The sequence below is a fragment of the Plantactinospora endophytica genome (assembly GCF_016862915.1).
GTDB lineage: Bacteria > Actinomycetota > Actinomycetes > Mycobacteriales > Micromonosporaceae > Plantactinospora > Plantactinospora endophytica.
This window is the reverse complement of record NZ_BONW01000044.1, coordinates 245,145-263,653: the sequence shown is the minus strand read 5'-3', so window position 1 is coordinate 263,653 and position 18,509 is coordinate 245,145. Positions and strand designations below refer to the sequence as shown.

Here is an 18,509-nt window from a genome sequence, read left to right as displayed (position 1 = left end):
GGTGGTCCGGCTGCAACGGTGCCGCCCCGACCCGGTCACGCTCACCTGGACGTCAGAGGCCTTACCGCTGCCGGGTAACGCCTCCGAGGTACAGGTGAGCAGCACAGCGCCCCGTGACCCTCGCGGGGTACGGGGCGCTGTCGTTTCCGCCGTCGGTCAGTCGTTGAGGACGTGCGACAGTTCGTCCCGGAACCGCCGCTCCTGCTCGGTCACCTCGTCGCCGCCGAGGCCGAGTACCCCGCCGGTCGACGCGGCGGTCACCACATGCTCGGCGATGGTCAGCAGCCAGTGCCGGTACGCCCCGGCCTCGCCCTCGGAGACCCGGCTGGCCAGCAGCTTCGAGGCGCTCTCCGCCCGGCTCAGCACGTCGGCGATGTACGCCTTCGGGTCGGCCGGCTCGATCGCCGGCAACTCCTCGCCCACCTCGGGGTCGCCGACCCGGGTGATCAGCTCACCGGCGACGGCGGCGACCAGCGGGCTGGCCGACTCCCGTCCGGCGGCGATGCTCTCCAGGCCGGCGGCGTTCTCCGTCCGGGTCCGGCGGCTGCCGTCCGACTCCGCGGCGCTGGCCGCGGTCAACACCGACTGCGGCAGGCCGACGAGCAGGCCCCACTCGTCGTCGGAGAATCCGAACTCGCTCGCATATAGCGGTTGCTCGGTCACGGCAACCTCCCTCCACTGAGAACAAACCATCACATCCCACGGCACCGGGCGGCCGAGGGCAAACCGAATCGCCGTACGACGTCCCGGCCGTCCCGGGGCGTCCTGCCGACCCGTCCCGGTGCGTCCTGCTGACCTCGTACCCCGGGACACCGTAGATCAGTCGTCAACCGGCTCCAGCAGGCCCTGTTCGCTGACCACCCGTACCGAGAGGGTCTTGTAGCCCACCTCGTCGAAGAGCACCGTCATCCGGTCCTCCTCGTAGCCGAGCACCATCCCGGTGCCCCACTCGGTGTGCCGCACGGTGCCGTGTACCGGGAACGGCTCGTCCGCCTCCGTCCGGGCCGGCGCGGCGGCGTCCTGGCCCCCCGCGTGGCAGTTGTCGCAGTGCCCGCAGGGCTTGGCCAGCCGTTCGCCGAAGTACGCCAGCAGGAACTGGCCCCGGCAGTTCCGGGCCTCGGCGAACGCCCGCATCATGTCGGTACGCGACCGCTGCACCGTCTGCTGCCGTTCCGCCTCGGCGAGTGCGGCGCTGGCCGCGTCGACGGGCTTCGGGGCGTACCGGGGGCTGCCGAGCCGGTTGTCCGGGAGGGTCTCGGCGGCACCGGCCTGTTCCAGCAGGGCGAGCAGTTGACCGAGCTTGCGGGCGCCGAGTCCGGTCCGTTCGCGCAGCGCGGCCCGGGTGGTGGGGCCGTCCCGGAGCAGTGCGGCGAGGTCGCGCAACTCCTCCTGGTCGGGGGCGCCGCCGGTGAAGTAGCGGCGCAGTCCGACGTCCTCGGCCCGCCAGAGCAGCAGTGCGCGGGCCGGATCACCGTCCCGGCCGGCTCGGCCGATCTCCTGGAGGTAGCTGTCCGGCGCGTCCGGCAGGGCCATGTGTACCACCCAGCGGATGTTCGGCTTGTCGATGCCCATCCCGAACGCCGAGGTCGCCACCATGATCGGTACCCGGTCGGCGAGGAAGTCCTCGTGCAGTTCCTCCCGGGGACCGGCCGGCATCCCGCCGTGGTAGTACTTCGCCGGGAAGTCCGCCCCGGTCAGCCGCTCGGCCAGCTCCTCGGCGGCCCGTCGGGTCGGCACGTAGACGATCCCGGGCCGGGACTCGGCGCGGAGCAGCGCGAGCAGTCGCCGCCATCGGTAGTCCTCGGTGGCACAGTTCGCCACCTCCAGGAAGAGGTTGGTGCGGTCCAGCCCGGAGACCACCAGTTTGGGCTTGCGCAGGCCGAGCCGCTCGACGATGTCGTCCCGGACCGGTGGCGACGCGGTGGCGGTCAGCGCGACCACCGGCGGTCGGCCCAACTCCCGGATCAGGTGCCCGAGGGCCAGGTAGTCGGGGCGGAAGTCGTGTCCCCAGGCGGAGATGCAGTGCGCCTCGTCGACCGCGACCAGGGCCGGGCGGAGTGCGCGTACCTCGGCCAGCCGTTCGGGGTTGCTGAGCTGCTCCGGGGTGGTGAACAGGAACCGGGCGCGACCGGACCGGATCTCGTCGAGGGCGGCGGCCCGCTGTCCGGCGCTCTCCGCCGAGCTGATCCGTACCGCCCGGAGTTCGGGGCGGTCGCGGTCGTTGAGCGCGGCGATCTGGTCCTGCTGGAGGGCCAGCAGCGGGGAGATCACCACCGTCGGTCCGGTCAGCAGCGTCGCCGGTACCTGGTAGACGGCCGACTTTCCGGCGCCGGTGGGCAGGATGACGAGGGCGTCCCGGCGGCGCATCACCGCACGCATCGCGGTGAGCTGTTCGGGGCGCAACGACCGCCAGCCGAACCGGTGCCGGGCGGCACGGCGGAGCCGGGTGGCGTGCAGGGGTGGCAGCTTCATCGGTCGCCGGAGGTACCCCGGCGGCCCGGTCCCGAAACGGCCGCCGTCGGTTGCTCCCGGCAGCCGGACGACGTCCCCGTCGCCATCCCCGGCATCCGTGAGACCGGGGATGGTGGGTTCGACGGCTAGCGACGGCCGCCGAACATCGATCGCAGGGCCGCGACCAGTAGCACGGTGCCGAGGATGGCGCCCACGATCTGGACGCCGGGGATGTCGAACCAGCTCGTCTCCTCGGCGGCGAGCAGCGGGTACGGCAGCTCGGCGAGGTGCGACCCGGTCTCCGGGAGGGTGCTGGGCAGCATTCCAGCACTGTCCCACGTCATCGCCGGCACTGTCGCGTGTCGCGGCCCGTTCCGGTTAATAGGAAGGTTTATTGACTATTTGTCGAGGTGGTGTGACCATGGCAGCACCCGCCGCTACCAGGGCGGCGGCTGTCCACTGTAGATTCGGGGGGAACCGGCGGGATGAACGGAACGACGGACAACCTGTCCAGCCTGGCGGCGGCGGTGCTCCAGCCCGGGTTCGTCGGCACCACCCGACCGCCGGACTGGGTGCGCCGATGGCTCGGCGACGGGCTCGGCGGGGTGGTGCTGTTCGCCCGCAACGTGGTCGACACCGAGCAGGTCACCGCGCTGACCGACGCGATGCGGGCGGAACGCCCGGACGTGCTGGTGGCGATCGACGAGGAGGCCGGTGACGTCACCCGGCTGGAGTCCCGGCTCGGCAGCTCCCGGCCGGGCAACCTGGCGCTCGGCGCGGTCGACGACCCCGAGCTGACCGAGGCGGTCGCCCGCGACCTCGGCGCCGAACTGGCCGCCGCCGGGATCACCCTGAACTACGCCCCCGACGCGGACGTGAACGCCAACCCCGACAACCCGGTGATCGGCGTACGGTCCTTCGGGTCCGATCCGGCGCTGGTCGCCCGGCACACCGCCGCCTGGGTACGCGGTCTCCAGGCTGCCGGGGTCGCCGCCTGCGCCAAGCACTTCCCCGGGCACGGGGACACCAGCGTCGACTCGCACCTCGACGTACCCCGGATCGCGGTCTCCCGGGCCCGGCTGGACGCCTGCGAGCTGCCGCCGTTCCGGGCGGCGATCGATGCCGGAGTGCAGGCGGTGATGACCGGCCACCTGCTGGTACCGGCGATCGACGAGGAGTGGCCGGCGACGCTGAGCCGGCGGGTGCTGACCGACCTGCTCCGCGAGGAACTGGGCTTCCAGGGTGTGGTGGTGACCGACGCCATCGAGATGCGCGCCGTCGCCGACCGGTACGGCTTCGCCGGGGCGACCGTCCGGGCCCTGGTCGCCGGTGCCGACGCGATCTGCATCGGCGGCGAGCACGCCGACGAGGTGGACGCCCTGCGGGCGCGGGACGCGATCGTCGACGCGGTACTCGCCGGGGTGCTGCCGGAGGAGCGGCTGGTCGAGGCGGCCAAGCGGGTCGGCCTGCTGGCCGCGTGGAGCAGTGCCGCCCGGGCGCAACGGGAGGCGTGGACCAGCCCCGGCCCGGACGGCTCACCACTCGGGCTGGCCGCCGCGCGCCGCGCGATCCGGGTCACCGAAGGCAGTGATCCGGCCGCGCTGCCGTTGACCGGCCCGGCTCACGTGGTGGAGTTCGAGCCGCTTCGCAACATCGCGATCGGCGCCGAGACGCCGTGGGGAGTGGGTGAGCCGCTGGCCGCGCTGCTCCCCGGCACCACCTGCGTACGGCTGGCCGTCGAGGACCTGGCCGGTGACGGTACGCCGCCGTCCGGCGTACTGGCCGGGGCGGCCGGGCGGGCGCTGGTGCTGGTGGTCCGGGACCTGCACCGGCACGACTGGATGACGGCGGCGGTACGCCATCTCCTGGCGGCCCGCCCGGACGCGGTGGTGGTGGAACTCGGCGTACCGTCGACGGTCACCGGCCGGGTGCACCTGGCCAGTTACGGCGCCACCCGGGCCGCCGGTCGGGCCGTCGCGGAGGTACTCGCCGGACGGTCCTGATCGGACTCTCGGGTCGGCATCCGATCCGTACCAGCACTGTCACCATGGGTGCCCCCACGTTTACGGCGAGTCGCGGTATCGTTCGTCCGGTGACCCCTCGCTGGCGGCGGGCCGCCCTCACGCCGTCCTGGATCCGGTGGCTACCCTGTGCCTTCGTCTACCTCACCGTCGTGCCCGAGCAGTCCCGGTTCCGCCGTTCCGACTGGTCGACGCTGGTGCCGTGGGAGGGCCCGGCGTGGTGCGACCCCGGCAGCGTCGAGGAGTGGGTGGACCGGGCCCGGCGGCGCCGCACCGGCCGGGACGCCGAGGACGCCGAGCTGCACGCCCGGCAGCACTACGCCTGGATGGTCCGGGTCCGGGCGACCCGGATCGAGCTGTTCGCCGAGATGTGCCGGCGGCGCGAGGTACCCGTACCGCACACCGTCGGCGAGCTGCTGCTCTGCCTGGCCGAGTTCGGTCTCTTCGACCTCGCCGACGACGAGGCGGGTGACGGGGCCGACCCGTGGGTCACGCCCCGGCTGGACCGCGATCCGTTGGAGGTGCTGCCGCTCTCTGAGCCGGAGCGGGAGTTGGAGGCCCGGGCGCAGCGGGACGACCAGGCCGTACTGGTGGCCATCGCGATCCGTCGGCTGGCCCAGCGCACCCGGCGGCGGTGGCGTCGCCGGGTGGTCAGCACCAGCCTGACCACCCTGGCCGGGGCGGCCGGGGTCACCGAGGAGCAGGCCCGGCGCTCCCTCACCGACCTCGGTCAGATCGCCGAGCTGGGGGTGGACGCCGGCCGTGGCGACGGGTTTCTGCGACTCAGCGTGCCCTGGCCGGACTTCCGGCTCCGCTTCCCGTTCACCGAACTCCCCGCCCCAGAACACGCGATCTGACCGGTTCGCGTCCGGCTTCGTCCGGCGGTCGGCTACGGCACCAGCCGGAGAATCCGGTCGTCGCCGTCCTCCGGCGAGCCGCGTCCGTCCCGGTTGGAGGTGAGCACCCACAGCGAACCGTCCGGCGCCGGGGCGACGTGCCGGAGCCGGCCGTAGTCGCCGGTCAGCAGCGCCTCGGCGGCCTGCCCGTCGGTGCCGATCCGATAGAGCCGCTGCCCGCGCAGGCAGGCCAGCCAGACCCGGTCGCCGACCACCGCCAGCCCGCTCGGCGACGCCTCGTCGGTGCCCCAGGTGGCGACCGGGGCGACGAACCGGTTGTCGTCGGAGTCGCCCTCCACCTCCGGCCACCCGTAGTTGCCGCCCGCCCTGATCCGGTTGAGTTCGTCGTAGTGGTTCTGCCCGAACTCGGCGGCCCACATGGTGCCGTCGGCGTGCCAGCCCAGCCCCTGCACGTTGCGGTGGCCGTAGCTGTAGACGAGGGTGTCCCGGAACGGGTTGCCCGGGGCGGGCCGGCCGTCCGGCGTCATCCGCAGGATCTTGCCCGCCAGGCTGTTCCGGTCCTGTGCGGCGTCCCGGTCCCCAGCGTCCCCGGTGCCGACGTAGAGCATGCCGTCCGGCCCGAACGCGATCCGGCCGCCGTTGTGCGTCCGGGAGCCGCGCGGGATGCCGCTCAGCACGATCTCCCGGGCCGGCTCGCCGAGGCGCAGCCGGGCGATCCGGTTGTCGTCGGCGGCGGTGTAGTAGACGTACACCCAGCGGTCGGTGGCGTAGGCGGGGGAGACGGCGAGGCCGAGCAGGCCGCCCTCGCCGGAGGGTGCCGCCTCCTCGATCCGGGCCACCTCCCGGGCCGTACCGCCGGAGACCTGGAGGACCCGCTTGCTGTCCCGCTCGGTCACCAGCGCGGTGCCGTCCGGCAGGAAGGCCAGTCCCCAGGGCGCGGCGAGGTCACGGACCAGGGTCTGCACGCTGCCGGGCCGGCCGAGGGGCGCGTCCGAGACCGACGGGTCGGCGAACCAGCCCCGCCACAGCCCCACCCCGACCACGGCGGCGCCGAGCGCGGCCACCGCGACCACTCCGGCCACCACCCGACCCGTCCGGCCCGTCGTGCGCACTTCCGGCTCCGCCACGGGTACGACCGTAGTCCGTCCCCGGGGCCGAGCCGGCACGCCCCCCGGCGTGGCTCAGGCGTCGACGACCACGGCGGCGTACTCGGGATGGCGCTCGATGAAGGTGAGCAGGAAGGGGCAGGTGACGGCGACCAGTTCGCCCCGGTCCCGGAGTTGGTCGAGGGTGCCCCGGGCCAGCGCGCTGCCGACCCCCTTGCCCTCGAACGCCTCGTCGACCTCGGTGTGCACCAGCACCTTCGTCCCGGACTGGATCTGGTAGGCGACGAAGCCGGCCAGGGCGTCGTCCACCAGGATCTCGAAGCGTCGACGGGCGGGGTTCTCTTCGACCAACATGCTCACCGGAGCAATTCTCCACCCACCGGCCCGGTTCCGGCGGTGACCCCGCCCACGACCAACCGGTCGAGTTCGGTGAGCAGCCGGTCCACGTCCTCGCCGGTGTTGTAGTGGTAGACGCTGGCCCGCACCGCCCCGCCGCTGTCCCGCAGCCCGAGCGCCGAGAAGTACTCGTAGGCGTAGTAGTCGCCGGCCGAGACGCAGACGCCGCGCTCGCCGAGCGCGGCGGCGGTCTGCTGCGGGGTCTGGCCGGCGAGCCGGAACGAGACCGTCGGGCAGCGGTGCCGGGGCGCACCGTGGACGGTCACCCCGGGCAGCCCGGCCAGTCCGGCGTACAGCCGGTCGAAGAGCGACTCCTCGTGCGCCAGCGCGGCGGCCAGCCCGGCCCGGACCCGGGCCCGACGGTCGCCGGTGGCGGTCGGGTCCAGCTCGGCGAGGTGGTCGACGGCGGCCCGGATCCCGGCCAGCAGTGGGAAGCTCGGCGTACCGAGTTCGAACCGGTCCGGCGCGCGGTCCGGCGACGGCAGCAGCTTGGCCGGGTGCAGCTCCGCCCAGCGGGCCGAGTCGGCGGCGACCACCGCCGACAGGTGCGGGCCGGACCACTTGTAGGCGCTGGTCACGTAGAAGTCGGCGCCGAGCGCGACGACGTCGGTGGGACCGTGCGGGGTGGCGTGCACCCCGTCGACGTAGACCAGGGCGCCGGCCGCGTGCGCGATCGCGGCGATCTCGGCGACCGCCGGCACCGTGCCGATCGCGTTGCTGCCGGCGGTGAGCGCGACCAGCCGGGTACCCGGGCCGACCAGGTCGGCGTACTGCCCGGCCGGCAGCTCGCCGGTCTCCGGGTCGAACTCCGCCCACCGGACCACCGCGCCGGTCGCCTCGGCGGCCTGTACCCAGGGCCGGACGTTGGAGTCGTGGTCGAGTCGGGAGACCACGATCTCGTCGCCGGGTCGCCACGACCGGCTGAGCGTACGGGCCACGTGGTACGTCAGCGCGGTGGCGCTCGGCCCGAACACCACCCCGTCCGGCGCCACCCCGAGCAGGTCGGCGACCGCCTGGCGGGCCGCCGCGACCAGTTCGCCGGAGCGCTGCCCGGGAACGTGTGCGCTGCTCAGGTTCGCCACCGCTGCCCGCATGGTGCCGGCCACCGCGTCGGCGACCGGTGCGGCCACCTGGGTGCCGGCGGCCCCGTCGAAGTGGGTGAATCCCTCGGCGAGGGCGGGGTAGGCGGCCCGGACCCGGGCGATCTCGAACGGCATGGCAGGCACCATAACCGCCGTAGCCGGGTACGCGGCAGAGCCGTTGCCTGGATCACCCCGGGTACCCTTGGTGGGGTGACGAATCCCCCGTACCGCCAAATGACCACCGTCCGTCGTGCCGCCGGTCTCTTTGCCGGCCTGGCCCTCGGTGCGGCCGTCCTGGCCGGCTGTAGCTCCGAGGGCGCCACCACCGACTGCGGGCTCGACGCCTGCACCGTCACCTTCGACCGGGGCGTGGACGCCCAGGCCAGCCTCCTCGGGGTGGAGGCCAAGCTGATCGGTGTCGACGGTGACAAGGTGACCATCGAGGTCGCCGGCGAGCAGCTTTCGCTGACCGTCGGCCAGCAGGCCACCGAGGTCGGTGGGCTCTACGCCACGGTGGAGAGTGCCGACCAGGAGCAGGTGGTGGTGCGGATCGGCCGCAACGCCGGCTGAGCCGCGACAACGGGGCGGCGGTGGCGGTCGACCTGCCACCGCCGGCACCCGGCTCGGAGGAGTGCCGCCGCCCCGGAGCCCGGGTGCGGCACCACGCACGCCAGGCCCGGACGTTTGGAAATCTTCGCGATCGGTCATTGACATCGCATGTCAGCGACTTCTACCGCCGGAGCGAGCGCGGCCCGCGCCGCCAACAGCAAGCCCCTGGAAATCCTCGCCCGGGCCGGCTTTGTCGGTTACGGGCTCGTCCACCTGCTCTTCGCCTGGCTGGCATTGCAGATCGCCTTCGGCCGGCCGGCCGACGACGGCGACCAGTCCGGCGCACTGCGTACCCTGGCCGCCCAGCCGCTCGGCGGCTTCCTGGTCGGTGCGATCGGTGTCGGCCTGCTCGCGATGGCGATCTGGCAGGCGTTCGAGGCGGCGATCGGGCACCAGGAATACCGTGGCCGCGAGCGGGTGCTGGAGCGGCTCACCTCGGTCGGCCGGACTCTTCTCTACCTCTACTTCGCCTGGACCTCCTACCAGGTGGTGCAGCAGGCGAACTCGTCCAGTGCGGACAAGCAGCAGGCGTTGACCGAGAAGCTGATGGCCTCGTCCGGCGGGCAGTTCCTGGTCGGGCTGATCGGGCTGGCCCTGGCCGCCCTCGGCGTGGGGCTGATCTGGTACGGCGCGGTCAAGAAGTTCGAGCGGCACCTGAAGACCGGTGAGATGAGCCCGCACACCAGGACACTCGCCCGCCGGCTCGGCGTCGCCGGCTACGTCGCCAAGGGCGTCGCGTACGGCATCGCCGGGCTGCTCGTGGTGACCGCCGCGATCAACTACGACCCGGACCGGGCCCGGGGCCTGGACGCCGCCCTGCACACGCTGCGCGAGCAGGCGTACGGGTCGATCCTGCTCACGCTGGTGGCGCTCGGCATCGCCGCGTTCGCCCTGTTCTGCCTGGTGCAGGCGAGGTACCGCAAGGTCTGAACTGGACGCGTTGGGATTTATACGGCATTCTGCACATCTAGCCCACAAGTACTTCGCAGCCCCGCCGGGTGCGGCTCGGGAGACATCCCGCAGCGGCACCCGGTTTCGGCGTGGAAGGAAGAACATTGGTGGACAGCTATCTGTGGACCCTCATCGTCGCGGCGGGTGCGGCGCTGCTCGCCCTCGCGGTGGTGGAGGTGGTGCACCGGACCGTACGCCGGCTCGGCCGGCGCTCCGTGCTGCTCAGCGAACTGTCCGAGCACTCGCACCGGCCCTTCCAGGTCGCCGCGACCGTGCTGGCGATCCAGTTCGGCGTGCGGTTCAGCACCAACTACGGCATCGGTACGCCGTGGCGGCAGACCCTGCTGCACCTGCTCGTGCTGGCGGTCATCGGCACCACTGCCTGGCTGGTCGCCTCGCTGCTGCTGGTCAGCGAGGACACCGCGCTGGCCCGGTTCCGGATCGACGTGCCGGACAACCGGCAGGCCCGGCGGATCAAGACCCAGATCGTCATGCTGCGCCGGGTCACCATCGCGGTCATCGTGGTGCTGGCCGCCGGCGTGATGCTGATGACCTTCCCCAGCGTGCGCGGGGTCGGCGCCAGCGTGCTCGCCTCGGCCGGGGTGATCGGCGTGGTCGCCGCGCTGGCCGCGCAGAGCGTGCTCGGCAACGTCTTCGCCGGGCTGCAACTGGCGTTCAGCGACGCCGTCCGGCTCGACGACGTGGTGGTGGTCGAGGGGGAGTGGGGCCGGATCGAGGAGCTGACCCTCAGCTACGTGGTGGTGCAGATCTGGGACGACCGGCGGCTCATCCTGCCGACGTCGTACTTCACCACCAAGCCGTTCCAGAACTGGACCCGTACCCAGGCCGCCGTGCTGGGCACCGCCGAGTTCGAGGTGGACTGGTCCGTACCGGTGCAGGCGATGCGGGAGGAACTGCGCCGGCTGGTGGAGGGTACCGAGCTGTGGGACGGGCGGACCTGCGTACTCCAGGTCACCGACGCGGTCGGTGGAATGGTCCGGCTGCGCGCCCTGGTCAGTGCCGCCGACGCGCCGAGGCTCTGGGACCTGCGCTGCCTGGTCCGCGAGCATCTGGTCGGCTGGCTGCGCGACCAGCGGCCGACCGCGCTGCCCCGGCTGCGCACCGAGGTCGGCGACGCCTCCGGCCGGCTGCCGTGGCAGTCGACCGAACCCCGCGGGCCGGTGCCCGGCGCACCGACGAACAACCGGCCGGCCGAGCACGAGCCGCCCGACGACGCCCGGCTCTTCGGCGGCACCGACGACGGCGAGGCCCGCAGCAGTGCCTTCGTCGGCCCGGACGAGCCGGCCGAGGCGCCACCGCGCTGACCGGCCCGTCGAGCCGCCGCGCCGTCCTGCCGGACCGGGCCGCTGCCTTGTGCCGGTGCGGCTGACCTGCCGGATCGGCCGCGAGCGGGCCGCCCGGTGGCGGACACTGACTCCAGCGGGGTGGGACGAATCGCCCTCCGCCGCACCGCCCGGCCAGGCGCCGCGCACCGGCTCGGGCGGGACAGCCGCGTCACCACGGCGCGACGAACGGTCAACAGGATTGAACCGCCGGCGAGCGGGGCATACAGCCCAGCAACCGGGAAAGGAGGACACCATGGCCGATGTCGTACGCGATTCCGCGCGCCCGGTCGCGGAGCAGTCCACCGCGGAGCTGGTGCAGCGCGCCACCGAACAGGTGTCCCGGCTGGTACGGGACGAGTTGGCGCTCGCCCGGATGGAACTGGCCGAGAAGGGCCGGCACGCCGGGATCGGGGTGGGCCTGTTCGGCGGTGGCGGCGCGATGGCGCTCTGTGGACTCGGCGTCCTGGTGGCCGCCGCGGTACTGGGGCTGGCGCTGGTGATCCCGGCCTGGGCCGCCGCGCTCGTGGTGGCCGGGGCGCTGTTCATCCTGGCCGGGCTCTTCGCGCTGGTCGGCCGCCGGCAGGTACGCCGGGCGGTGCCGCCGATGCCCAGTGCGACGGCGGACAGCCTGCGCGCCGACGTGCGTACGGTGGCCTCGGCGGTCCGGGACAGGGGACAGGGATGACCCGCAGCAACGGCTTCGGCAACCCGGAGGCGCTCCGGGCGGACATCCGGCAGACCCGGGCCGAACTCGGCGAGACCGTGCAGGCGCTGGCGGCCAAGGCGGACGTGAAGGCCCGGATCAAGGGTTCGGCCGCACAGACCCGGGACCGGATGAAGCAGCGGGCCGGGCAGACCACCGCCAACGTGCGGTCGTCCGTGCACGATGCCGGTTCGGTAGCGTTGCGGCACCCGGTGTCCTGGGCCGTGCTCGGGGCCGGAGCGCTGGCGTTGGCGATCGTGGTGTTGATGGCACGAGGGAGACGTGGGTGAACAGGGCAGTCAGCAAGGTGGCCTACCGTCCGGTGGGCATACTTCTCGGTATGGCCGCCGGTGTGGCGGCCGGTGCCGTGTTCCGGCAGGTATGGAAGCTGACCGCGGGTGACGGTGAGGCGCCGGACGCGATCGACGAGGACCGGGGCTGGGGCGAGATCCTGGCCGCCGCCGCGTTGCAGGGGGCCATCTTCGCGGTCGTCCGGGCGGCGGTGGACCGGGGCGGCGCGATCGGCGTACGCCGGCTGACCGGCCGCTGGCCCGACTGATCGAGCCGGTCGCGGCCGATTCGGGTACGGGATGCCGGTAGCCGGACCAGCGGTCGTGAGTACGCTTCGGGTATGCGTCGATCCATCGTGTTCGCCAGTGCGTTGAGCCTGCTGCTGGCCGTTTCCGGCGGCTGCACGGACCGGGGCGGCGACGATCCGGCCGGGCAGGACGCCGCCCCGCTGCCCGAGGCCGCCGAACTGCTCGCGAGCGCGGCGACCGAACTCGGCACGGTGAAGACCGCCCGCTTCGTGATCGCCACCGAGGGCGCGGCCGACAGCCTCGGCATCAGCGCCGCCGAAGGTGTGATCACGGCGGCCGGCGAGGCCCAGGGCACCGCCAAGCTGGAGCAGGCCGGGCTGCCGCTGGAGCTGTCGTTCGTGGTCAAGGACGAGACGCTGCACGTGAACGGGCTGACCGGCGGCTGGCAGAAGCTGCCGCTGGCGACCGCTGCGGCGATCTACGACCCGACCGCGATCCTCTCCCCGGACCGGGGCGTCGCCAACCTGGTCGGCAAGACCACCGGCAGCACCAAGGGTCGGGAGGAGGTCGACGGGGTCGACACCTACCGGATCGAGGGGACGCTGCCCGGTGCCGCGCTCGGCAACCTGGTGCCCGGGGTCAGCGCGGACGTCACCGGCACGCTCTGGATCGGCGCCGACCGGAAGCTGCTGCACCGGGCCAGGTTCCCGGTGCCCGGCCAGACCGGCACGGTGACGGTGACCTTCTCGGAGTACGACGCTCCGGTCACCATCCGTGTCCCCTGATCCCGACGCACGGGCCGGGAGCCGGCTCGCGATCGGGGTGGGCGGCGTGGCGGTGCTGCTCGCCGCCCTCGACGCGTACGTCGTGGTGACCCTGCTGGTCGAGATCCTCGGCGACCTGCGGGTGCCGGTCAACCGGCTGGAGCGGGCCACCCCGATCGTCACCGGCTACCTGCTCGGCTACGTCGCCGGGATGCCGCTGCTGGCCCGCCTCTCCGACCGGTACGGCCGGCGGATCGTCATCGAGGTCTGCCTGGCCGGCTTCGCCGCCGGTTCGGTGCTGGCCGCGCTGGCCGACAGCCTGCCGCTGCTGGTCGCCGGGCGGGCCGTGCAGGGCCTTGCCGGCGGTGCGCTGCTGCCGGTGACGATGGCACTGGTCTCCGACCTCGGTTCGGCCCGCCGTCGGGCGCTGTCGCTGGGGCTGGTCGGGGCGGCGCAGGAGTTGGGCAGCGTGCTCGGCCCGCTCTACGGCGCCGGGCTCGCCGCCCTGGTCGGTTGGCGCGGCGTCTTCTGGGTGAACCTGCCGCTCGCGGTGGTGGCGGCGGTGCTGGTCCGGCTGACCCTGCCGGCCCGGGACGACCGGCCGGACGCCGCCCGGCAGCGGGTCGACGTGGTCGGCGGGGTACTGCTGGCGGTCGCGCTCGGGCTGCTCGTGGTCGGCCTCTACAACCCCGATCCGGCACGTTCGCTGCTGCCGCCCTGGGGTCCGGTCACCGTCGGGGCCGGGGTGCTGGCGTTCGGCGGGTTCCTGCTCTGGCAGGCCCGGGCCCGGACCCGACTGCTGGACCCGACCGGGGTACGGATGCGGCCGTTCCTGGCCGCCCTCTGGGTGAGCGCACTGGCCGGTGCCGCGTTGATGGTGACCCTGGTCGACGTGCAACTCTTCGCCCAGACGGTACTCGGCCGCGACGCGGTGGACGGCGCGCTGCTGCTCACCCGGTTCCTGGTGGCGCTGCCGGTCGGCGCGGTGGTCGGCGGTCTGCTCACCCGGCGACTCGGCGAACGGGTACCCACCGTCGGCGGGCTGGCCCTGGCCGTGCTCGGCTACCTGCTGATCGCCGACTGGCCGACCGATCCGCTGTCCGCCCGCTACGCGATCGCGTCGGTCGGGCTGCCCCGGCTCGACACCGACCTGGCGCTGGCCGGTTTCGGTCTCGGGCTGGTCCTCGCCCCACTGAGTGCGGTCGTGCTCCGCGCGGTACCGGCCGCGCAGCACGGTGTCGCGTCGGCCGCGCTGGTGGTGGCTCGGATGGTCGGCATGCTGCTGGGCGTCGCCGCCGTTACCGCATGGGGGCTGCACCGGTTCCAGCAACTCACCGCCGATCTGGTGACCCCGCTGCCGTTCGGTGTGGACCGCGCCGTCTACCGGCAACAGGTCGCCGACTACACCGCCGCCGTACGCGACGCGCTCCGGGTCGAGTACGCCGAGATGTTCACCGGCGCGGCCCTGTTCTGCCTGCTCGGCGCGGTTGTGGCGGTTGCCCTGGGCGGCCGGGAGCGGCCGGCCGAACAGCTCGGCGCACCGGCGGGTCCATCCGGCACACCCGTCGACGAGGCCGGGGGAAGTTCCCGGGCTGATCCGGTTTCGTCCGGTTAGCGGACCGGTCGCGGTGGTCCGTCGTCGATGTCCCGGAGGGCAACCGGACGCTCTCTCAGGTCACATGTCGGAGAATTTCGTCGGGTAGGCTATGCGAAGTTTTTGCGTACGTGGTTTGCTGTTCCACGCTGTTGAGAGATTGCGTGGGTCGAGGGAAGTCCGCCTTCGTGGGGGCCGACTCAAGGCGCCGCTGCTCGAAAACGGCCAACCGGCCGCACGGCGTGCTCGGCCGCCAGTTTTAGAAGGAGATACACATGGCGCAGGGAACCGTGAAGTGGTTCAACGCAGACAAGGGCTTCGGCTTCATCACCGTCGACGGCGGGGGTGCTGACGTGTTCGTCCACTTCTCGGCCATCCAGACCAGCGGCTACCGCACGCTGGAGGAGAACCAGCGGGTGGAGTTCGAGATCGCTCAGGGCCAGAAGGGGCCGCAGGCGGAGCAGGTTCGCCCCATCTGATTCCTGACGGCCGGCCCCCGCCGGCCCGAGTTTCGATTGCTTTGGGATCCACGTCGAGCCCCGCGCCCCGCGGGGCTCGACGCGTTTCCGGGTACCGGCAGCGGACCGCTCCCGGTCAGGGCGGTGCCGGTCAGGGCGGTGCCGGTCAGGATGGTGTGCCCCGGTTGCGGGCGCGCAGGCCCAGCACCACCAGCACGAGTCCGCCGACCACCACCACCGGCCCGATCACGGCCCAGAGCGGCTCGCCGGTCATCATGCTGCCGCCCAGCCGGCCCAGTCCCTGCAACGTCCACACCGCGCCGACGACGACGGCCAGCAGTCCCAGGGTGAGCGGGAGCCACCCCTTCATCTCCGTTGCTCCTCTCCGCGACGAAACCGTTGCGTACAGCCAACCGATGGTCGCACACCGCCATCCGCGTTCCGGGCCGGAGCGCACCCCGACGCACGCGACGGACGGTACGCTCCGGCTGCTCCGGTCGGGTTACCAGCGATCGTGCACCTGCGGGCGGACCAGTTCGTCGTAGACGGACCCGACCGTGGCGGTCGCCTCGGCCGACAGCGGGGCGAGCGCGGCGGCGGCGACGTTCGCCCGCGCCTGTTCGGCGTTGCGGGCACCGGGGATGACCACCGAGACACCGGGCTGGTCGAGAATCCACCGGAGCGCGAACTGTGCCATCGTGGCGCCCGGCGGCACCACCGGACGCAGTCGGCGTACGGCTTCCAGGCCGGTCTCGTAGTCCACTCCGGAGAAGGTCTCGCCGACGTCGAACGCCGCCCCGTGCCGGTTGTAGTTGCGGTGGTCGTCGCTGGCGAAGGTGGTGTGCTCGTCGTACCGGCCGGAGAGCAGGCCACTGGCGAGCGGCACCCGCGCGATGATGCCGACCCCGGCGGCGAGCGCGGCGGGGAGTACCCGCTCGACCGGCTTGTGCCGCAGAGCGTTGAGGATGATCTGCACGCTGGCCACCCCGGGGCGGGCGATCGCGGCGAGCGCCTCGTCGCAGGTCTCGACGCTGACCCCGTACGCCGCGATGCGCTGCTCCGCGACCAGTGTGTCCAGGGCGTCGTAGACGGCGTCGGTGGAGAAGACCGGGGTGGGCGGGCAGTGCAACTGCACCAGGTCGAGTACGTCCACTCCGAGGTTGGCCCGGGAGCGGTCGGTCCAGGCCCGGAAGTTGTCCAGCACGTACGCGTCCGGGGTCTGCGGCACCCGGCGGCCCATCTTGGTGGCGACGGTCAGCCCGGCGTCCGGCCGCTCGCGCAGGAAGCGGCCGATGAGCTGCTCGCTGCGCCCGTCGCCGTAGACGTCGGCGGTGTCCAGAAAGGTGACTCCGCCCTCGACGGCGGCGGTCAGCACCGCCAGCGCCTCCGACTCGCTGACCTGGCCCCAGTCGGCACCGAGCTGCCAGGCGCCGAGTCCGATCACGCCGACCTCGCGGTTCAACCGCGGCAGTTTCCGCTTTTCCACGTCGGCGAGCCTATCCCCGCGCCGAATCCGCGCCTTCCCGGCCCGGACCCCGGCCGGTATGGTAAGCAAGACGTACGTACGGTTTGGAGGCGCCATGTGGGACCCGACCAGCTATCTCAGGTACGGCGACGAACGGTCCCGGCCCTTCCACGACCTGCTCGCCAGGGTCGGCGCCGAGCGTCCCCGTACCGTGGTCGACCTCGGCTGCGGTCCCGGCAACCTGACCGCCACCCTGGCCGCCCGCTGGCCGGCGGCCCGGGTCGTCGGGCTCGACTCCTCACCCGAGATGATCGCCGCCGCCACCCGGGCCGCTCGGACGGACGGACCCGGCGCGCACGGCGGCGGTACCGAGCGGGTCGCCGGCCCCGGCGCGACCACCGGCCCCGGCGCGACCACCGGCCCCGGCGCGACCACCGGCCCCGGCGCGACCGCCGGCAATGGCGCGGACGGTGGCGACGGCGCGGACGGCGGCGGCCCGGCCGGCGACGGTCAGCTCGAATTCGCGGTGGCCGACGCGCGGGACTGGTCGCCCGGCCCCGACGTCGACGTGGTGGTCTCCAACGCGGTGTTGCAGTGGGTGCCCGGACACGAGGAACTGCTGCTGCGCTGGGCCCGGGAACTGGCCCCCGGCTGCTGGCTCGCGGTCCAGGTGCCGGGCAACTTCGACGCCGCCTCGCACCGCGCGCTGCGGGAGGTGGCCGGCGACCCGCGCTGGCACGACCTGCTCGCCGACCTGCTGCGGGCCGCACCGGTCTCCGACGCGGTCGGCTACGCCGGCCTGCTGACCGGTGCGAACTGCGAAGTCGACGCCTGGGAAACTACCTACGTGCACCTGCTTCCGGCCACCGGCGCCGACCATCCGGTGCTGACCTGGATGGAGGGGACCGCGCTGCGTCCGGTCCGGGCCGCCCTGGGCGGCGCGGGTACGGCGTGGCACGAGTTCCGCGCCGCGCTGAACGAGCGGCTCGTCGCGGCGTACCCGGTCCGGCACGGGCTGGTGCAGTTTCCGTTCCACCGCGTCTTCTTCGTCGCCCGTACCGGCGCCCGTCCGTAGGGAGTATCCGTGACCGACCTCTCCGCCTTCATCGCCGGACTGCCCAAGGTGGAGCTGCACGTGCACCACGTCGGTTCCGCGTCGCCGCGCATCGTGGCCGAACTCGCCGCCCGACACGAGGGCCGGACCCGGGTACCGGCCGATCCGGAGGCGCTGGCCAGCTACTTCGAGTTCCGCGACTTCGCCCACTTCGTCGAGATCTACCTCAGCGTCGTCGACCTGATCCGTGACCAGTCCGACGTCCGGCTGCTGACCTTCGAGGTGGCCCGGGAACTGGCCCGCCAGCAGGTCCGGTACGCGGAGCTGACCGTCACGCCGTACTCGCACGTGCACCGGGGGATTCCGGCGCCGGCGTTCTGCGAGGCGATCGAGGACGCCCGGCGGGCCGCCGAGGCCGAGTTCGGCATCTCGCTGCGCTGGTGCTTCGACATCCCCGGCGAGGCGGGGCTGCCGGCGGCCGAACAGACACTGCGAATCGCCCTCGACGAGCGGCCGGACGGGCTGGTCAGCTTCGGGCTCGGCGGACCGGAGATCGGTGTGCCCCGGCCGCAGTTCAAGCCGTACTTCGACGAGGCTCGGGCGGCCGGGCTGCACTCCGTACCGCACGCCGGCGAGACCACCGGGCCGGGGACCATCTGGGACGCGCTGCGCGACCTCGGTGCGGAGCGGATCGGGCACGGCATCTCGGCGGCGCAGGACCCGGCCCTGCTGGCCCACCTGGCCGAGCGGCAGATCCCGATGGAGGTCTGCCCCACCTCGAACGTCCGGACCCGGGCGGTTCGCGCGATCGAGGAGCACCCGCTGCCCCGGCTGGTCGAGGCCGGCCTGCTGGTGACGATCAACTCCGACGACCCGCCGATGTTCGGCACCACCCTCGACGACGAGTACGCCGTCGCCGCCCGGCTGCTCGACCTCGACGCCGCCGGGCTGGCCGGGCTGGCCCGCAACGCCGTCACCGCCTCGTTCCTGGCCGCTCCGGACAAGGACAAGCTGACCGCCGAGATCGACGCCTACCTGGCCGGCCACCGGTCCTGAACCGCCCGCCCCGGTCCTGCCGACCGGGGCAACCGGTTCCCGGGGCGGGCCGGGCCA

The 18,509-nt window shown here is 73.2% G+C and carries 21 protein-coding genes; 13 read left to right on the top strand and 8 right to left on the bottom strand.

Translation table 11 applies throughout. The annotated features are described in order from the left end of the window. Positions 1-156: 156 nt before the first annotated feature. The 3 genes from Pen02_RS37400 to Pen02_RS37390 form a co-directional block, all read right to left on the bottom strand. A complete protein-coding gene (locus Pen02_RS37400) occupies positions 157-663 on the bottom strand; it encodes a hypothetical protein (RefSeq protein WP_203870904.1) in 507 nt (168 codons plus the stop codon). A 156-nt stretch (positions 664-819) separates the two neighbouring features. Beyond that, positions 820-2,472, bottom strand: coding sequence for a RecQ family ATP-dependent DNA helicase (locus Pen02_RS37395; RefSeq protein WP_203870903.1), 1,653 nt, complete (start codon positions 2,470-2,472; stop codon positions 820-822). Between the two features lie 125 nt (positions 2,473-2,597). Beyond that, the gene (locus Pen02_RS37390) at positions 2,598-2,795 is read right to left on the bottom strand and encodes a hypothetical protein (RefSeq protein ID WP_203870980.1); all 198 of its coding nucleotides are present in this window, start codon (positions 2,793-2,795) and stop codon (positions 2,598-2,600) included. 141 nt (positions 2,796-2,936) lie between these two features. On the opposite strand from Pen02_RS37390, the gene Pen02_RS37385 reads away from it, so the two are divergent. Continuing rightward, the gene (locus tag Pen02_RS37385) at positions 2,937-4,454 is read left to right on the top strand and encodes a glycoside hydrolase family 3 protein (RefSeq protein WP_203870902.1); all 1,518 of its coding nucleotides are present in this window, start codon (positions 2,937-2,939) and stop codon (positions 4,452-4,454) included. An 89-nt stretch (positions 4,455-4,543) separates the two neighbouring features. After that, entirely contained in the window at positions 4,544-5,329 is a 786-nt protein-coding gene (locus Pen02_RS37380; RefSeq protein WP_203870901.1) for a DUF6042 family protein, read from the top strand. Positions 5,330-5,361: 32 nt separating this feature from the next. Here the strand turns inward: Pen02_RS37380 and Pen02_RS37375 are convergent, their stop codons facing one another. From Pen02_RS37375 to Pen02_RS37365, 3 genes are all read right to left on the bottom strand, one after another. Next, the gene (locus Pen02_RS37375; RefSeq protein ID WP_372445752.1) at positions 5,362-6,393 is read right to left on the bottom strand and encodes a PQQ-dependent sugar dehydrogenase; all 1,032 of its coding nucleotides are present in this window, start codon (positions 6,391-6,393) and stop codon (positions 5,362-5,364) included. A gap of 117 nt (positions 6,394-6,510) precedes the next feature. After that, a complete protein-coding gene (locus Pen02_RS37370) occupies positions 6,511-6,789 on the bottom strand; it encodes a GNAT family N-acetyltransferase (RefSeq protein ID WP_239141930.1) in 279 nt (92 codons plus the stop codon). A 2-nt stretch (positions 6,790-6,791) separates the two neighbouring features. Beyond that, complete coding sequence (locus Pen02_RS37365) at positions 6,792-8,048, bottom strand: cysteine desulfurase-like protein (RefSeq protein WP_203870898.1); 1,257 nt, start codon at positions 8,046-8,048, stop codon at positions 6,792-6,794. Positions 8,049-8,147: 99 nt separating this feature from the next. Between Pen02_RS37365 and Pen02_RS37360 the strand changes: the two genes are divergently transcribed. The 9 genes from Pen02_RS37360 to Pen02_RS37320 all read left to right on the top strand — a co-directional run bounded on the left by Pen02_RS37360 (position 8,148) and on the right by Pen02_RS37320 (position 14,898). Further along, entirely contained in the window at positions 8,148-8,483 is a 336-nt protein-coding gene (locus tag Pen02_RS37360) for a hypothetical protein (protein ID WP_203870975.1), read from the top strand. 147 nt (positions 8,484-8,630) lie between these two features. Continuing rightward, positions 8,631-9,452, top strand: a complete 822-nt coding sequence (locus Pen02_RS37355; protein WP_203870897.1) for a DUF1206 domain-containing protein — start codon at positions 8,631-8,633, stop codon at positions 9,450-9,452. 128 nt (positions 9,453-9,580) lie between these two features. After that, positions 9,581-10,798 (top strand): mechanosensitive ion channel family protein, encoded by a 1,218-nt coding sequence (locus Pen02_RS37350; RefSeq protein WP_203870896.1) that lies wholly within the window; start codon positions 9,581-9,583, stop codon positions 10,796-10,798. Between the two features lie 274 nt (positions 10,799-11,072). Beyond that, complete coding sequence (locus Pen02_RS37345; RefSeq protein ID WP_203870895.1) at positions 11,073-11,504, top strand: phage holin family protein; 432 nt, start codon at positions 11,073-11,075, stop codon at positions 11,502-11,504. Next, complete coding sequence (locus tag Pen02_RS37340) at positions 11,501-11,812, top strand: DUF3618 domain-containing protein (protein WP_203870894.1); 312 nt, start codon at positions 11,501-11,503, stop codon at positions 11,810-11,812. Before Pen02_RS37345 ends, Pen02_RS37340 begins: the two co-directional genes overlap by 4 nt. After that, positions 11,809-12,081: a DUF4235 domain-containing protein gene (locus tag Pen02_RS37335; RefSeq protein ID WP_203870893.1), complete on the top strand. Its 273-nt coding sequence runs from the start codon at positions 11,809-11,811 to the stop codon at positions 12,079-12,081. Before Pen02_RS37340 ends, Pen02_RS37335 begins: the two co-directional genes overlap by 4 nt. Positions 12,082-12,153: 72 nt before the next feature. Beyond that, the gene (locus tag Pen02_RS37330; protein ID WP_203870892.1) at positions 12,154-12,846 is read left to right on the top strand and encodes an LppX_LprAFG lipoprotein; all 693 of its coding nucleotides are present in this window, start codon (positions 12,154-12,156) and stop codon (positions 12,844-12,846) included. After that, positions 12,836-14,440, top strand: coding sequence for an MFS transporter (locus Pen02_RS37325; RefSeq protein ID WP_203870891.1), 1,605 nt, complete (start codon positions 12,836-12,838; stop codon positions 14,438-14,440). The genes Pen02_RS37330 and Pen02_RS37325 overlap by 11 nt, the downstream gene beginning before the upstream one ends. Positions 14,441-14,694: 254 nt before the next feature. Continuing rightward, positions 14,695-14,898 carry a cold-shock protein gene (locus Pen02_RS37320; protein ID WP_007075740.1) on the top strand — a complete coding sequence of 68 codons (204 nt, stop codon included), beginning with the start codon at positions 14,695-14,697 and terminating at the stop codon, positions 14,896-14,898. A gap of 145 nt (positions 14,899-15,043) precedes the next feature. Here Pen02_RS37320 and Pen02_RS37315 read toward each other — a convergent pair whose 3' ends face one another. Together Pen02_RS37315 and Pen02_RS37310 are read right to left on the bottom strand one after the other, a co-directional pair. Beyond that, positions 15,044-15,247, bottom strand: coding sequence for a hypothetical protein (locus tag Pen02_RS37315; protein ID WP_203870890.1), 204 nt, complete (start codon positions 15,245-15,247; stop codon positions 15,044-15,046). Positions 15,248-15,379: 132 nt separating this feature from the next. After that, a complete protein-coding gene (locus Pen02_RS37310) occupies positions 15,380-16,363 on the bottom strand; it encodes an aldo/keto reductase (protein WP_203870889.1) in 984 nt (327 codons plus the stop codon). A 94-nt stretch (positions 16,364-16,457) separates the two neighbouring features. Here Pen02_RS37310 and Pen02_RS37305 point away from each other — a divergent pair, with 94 nt between their 5' ends. Beyond that, positions 16,458-17,417, top strand: a complete 960-nt coding sequence (locus Pen02_RS37305) for a trans-aconitate 2-methyltransferase (RefSeq protein ID WP_203870888.1) — start codon at positions 16,458-16,460, stop codon at positions 17,415-17,417. A gap of 9 nt (positions 17,418-17,426) precedes the next feature. Continuing rightward, the gene (locus Pen02_RS37300; protein WP_203870887.1) at positions 17,427-18,452 is read left to right on the top strand and encodes an adenosine deaminase; all 1,026 of its coding nucleotides are present in this window, start codon (positions 17,427-17,429) and stop codon (positions 18,450-18,452) included. Positions 18,453-18,509 lie beyond the last annotated feature (57 nt).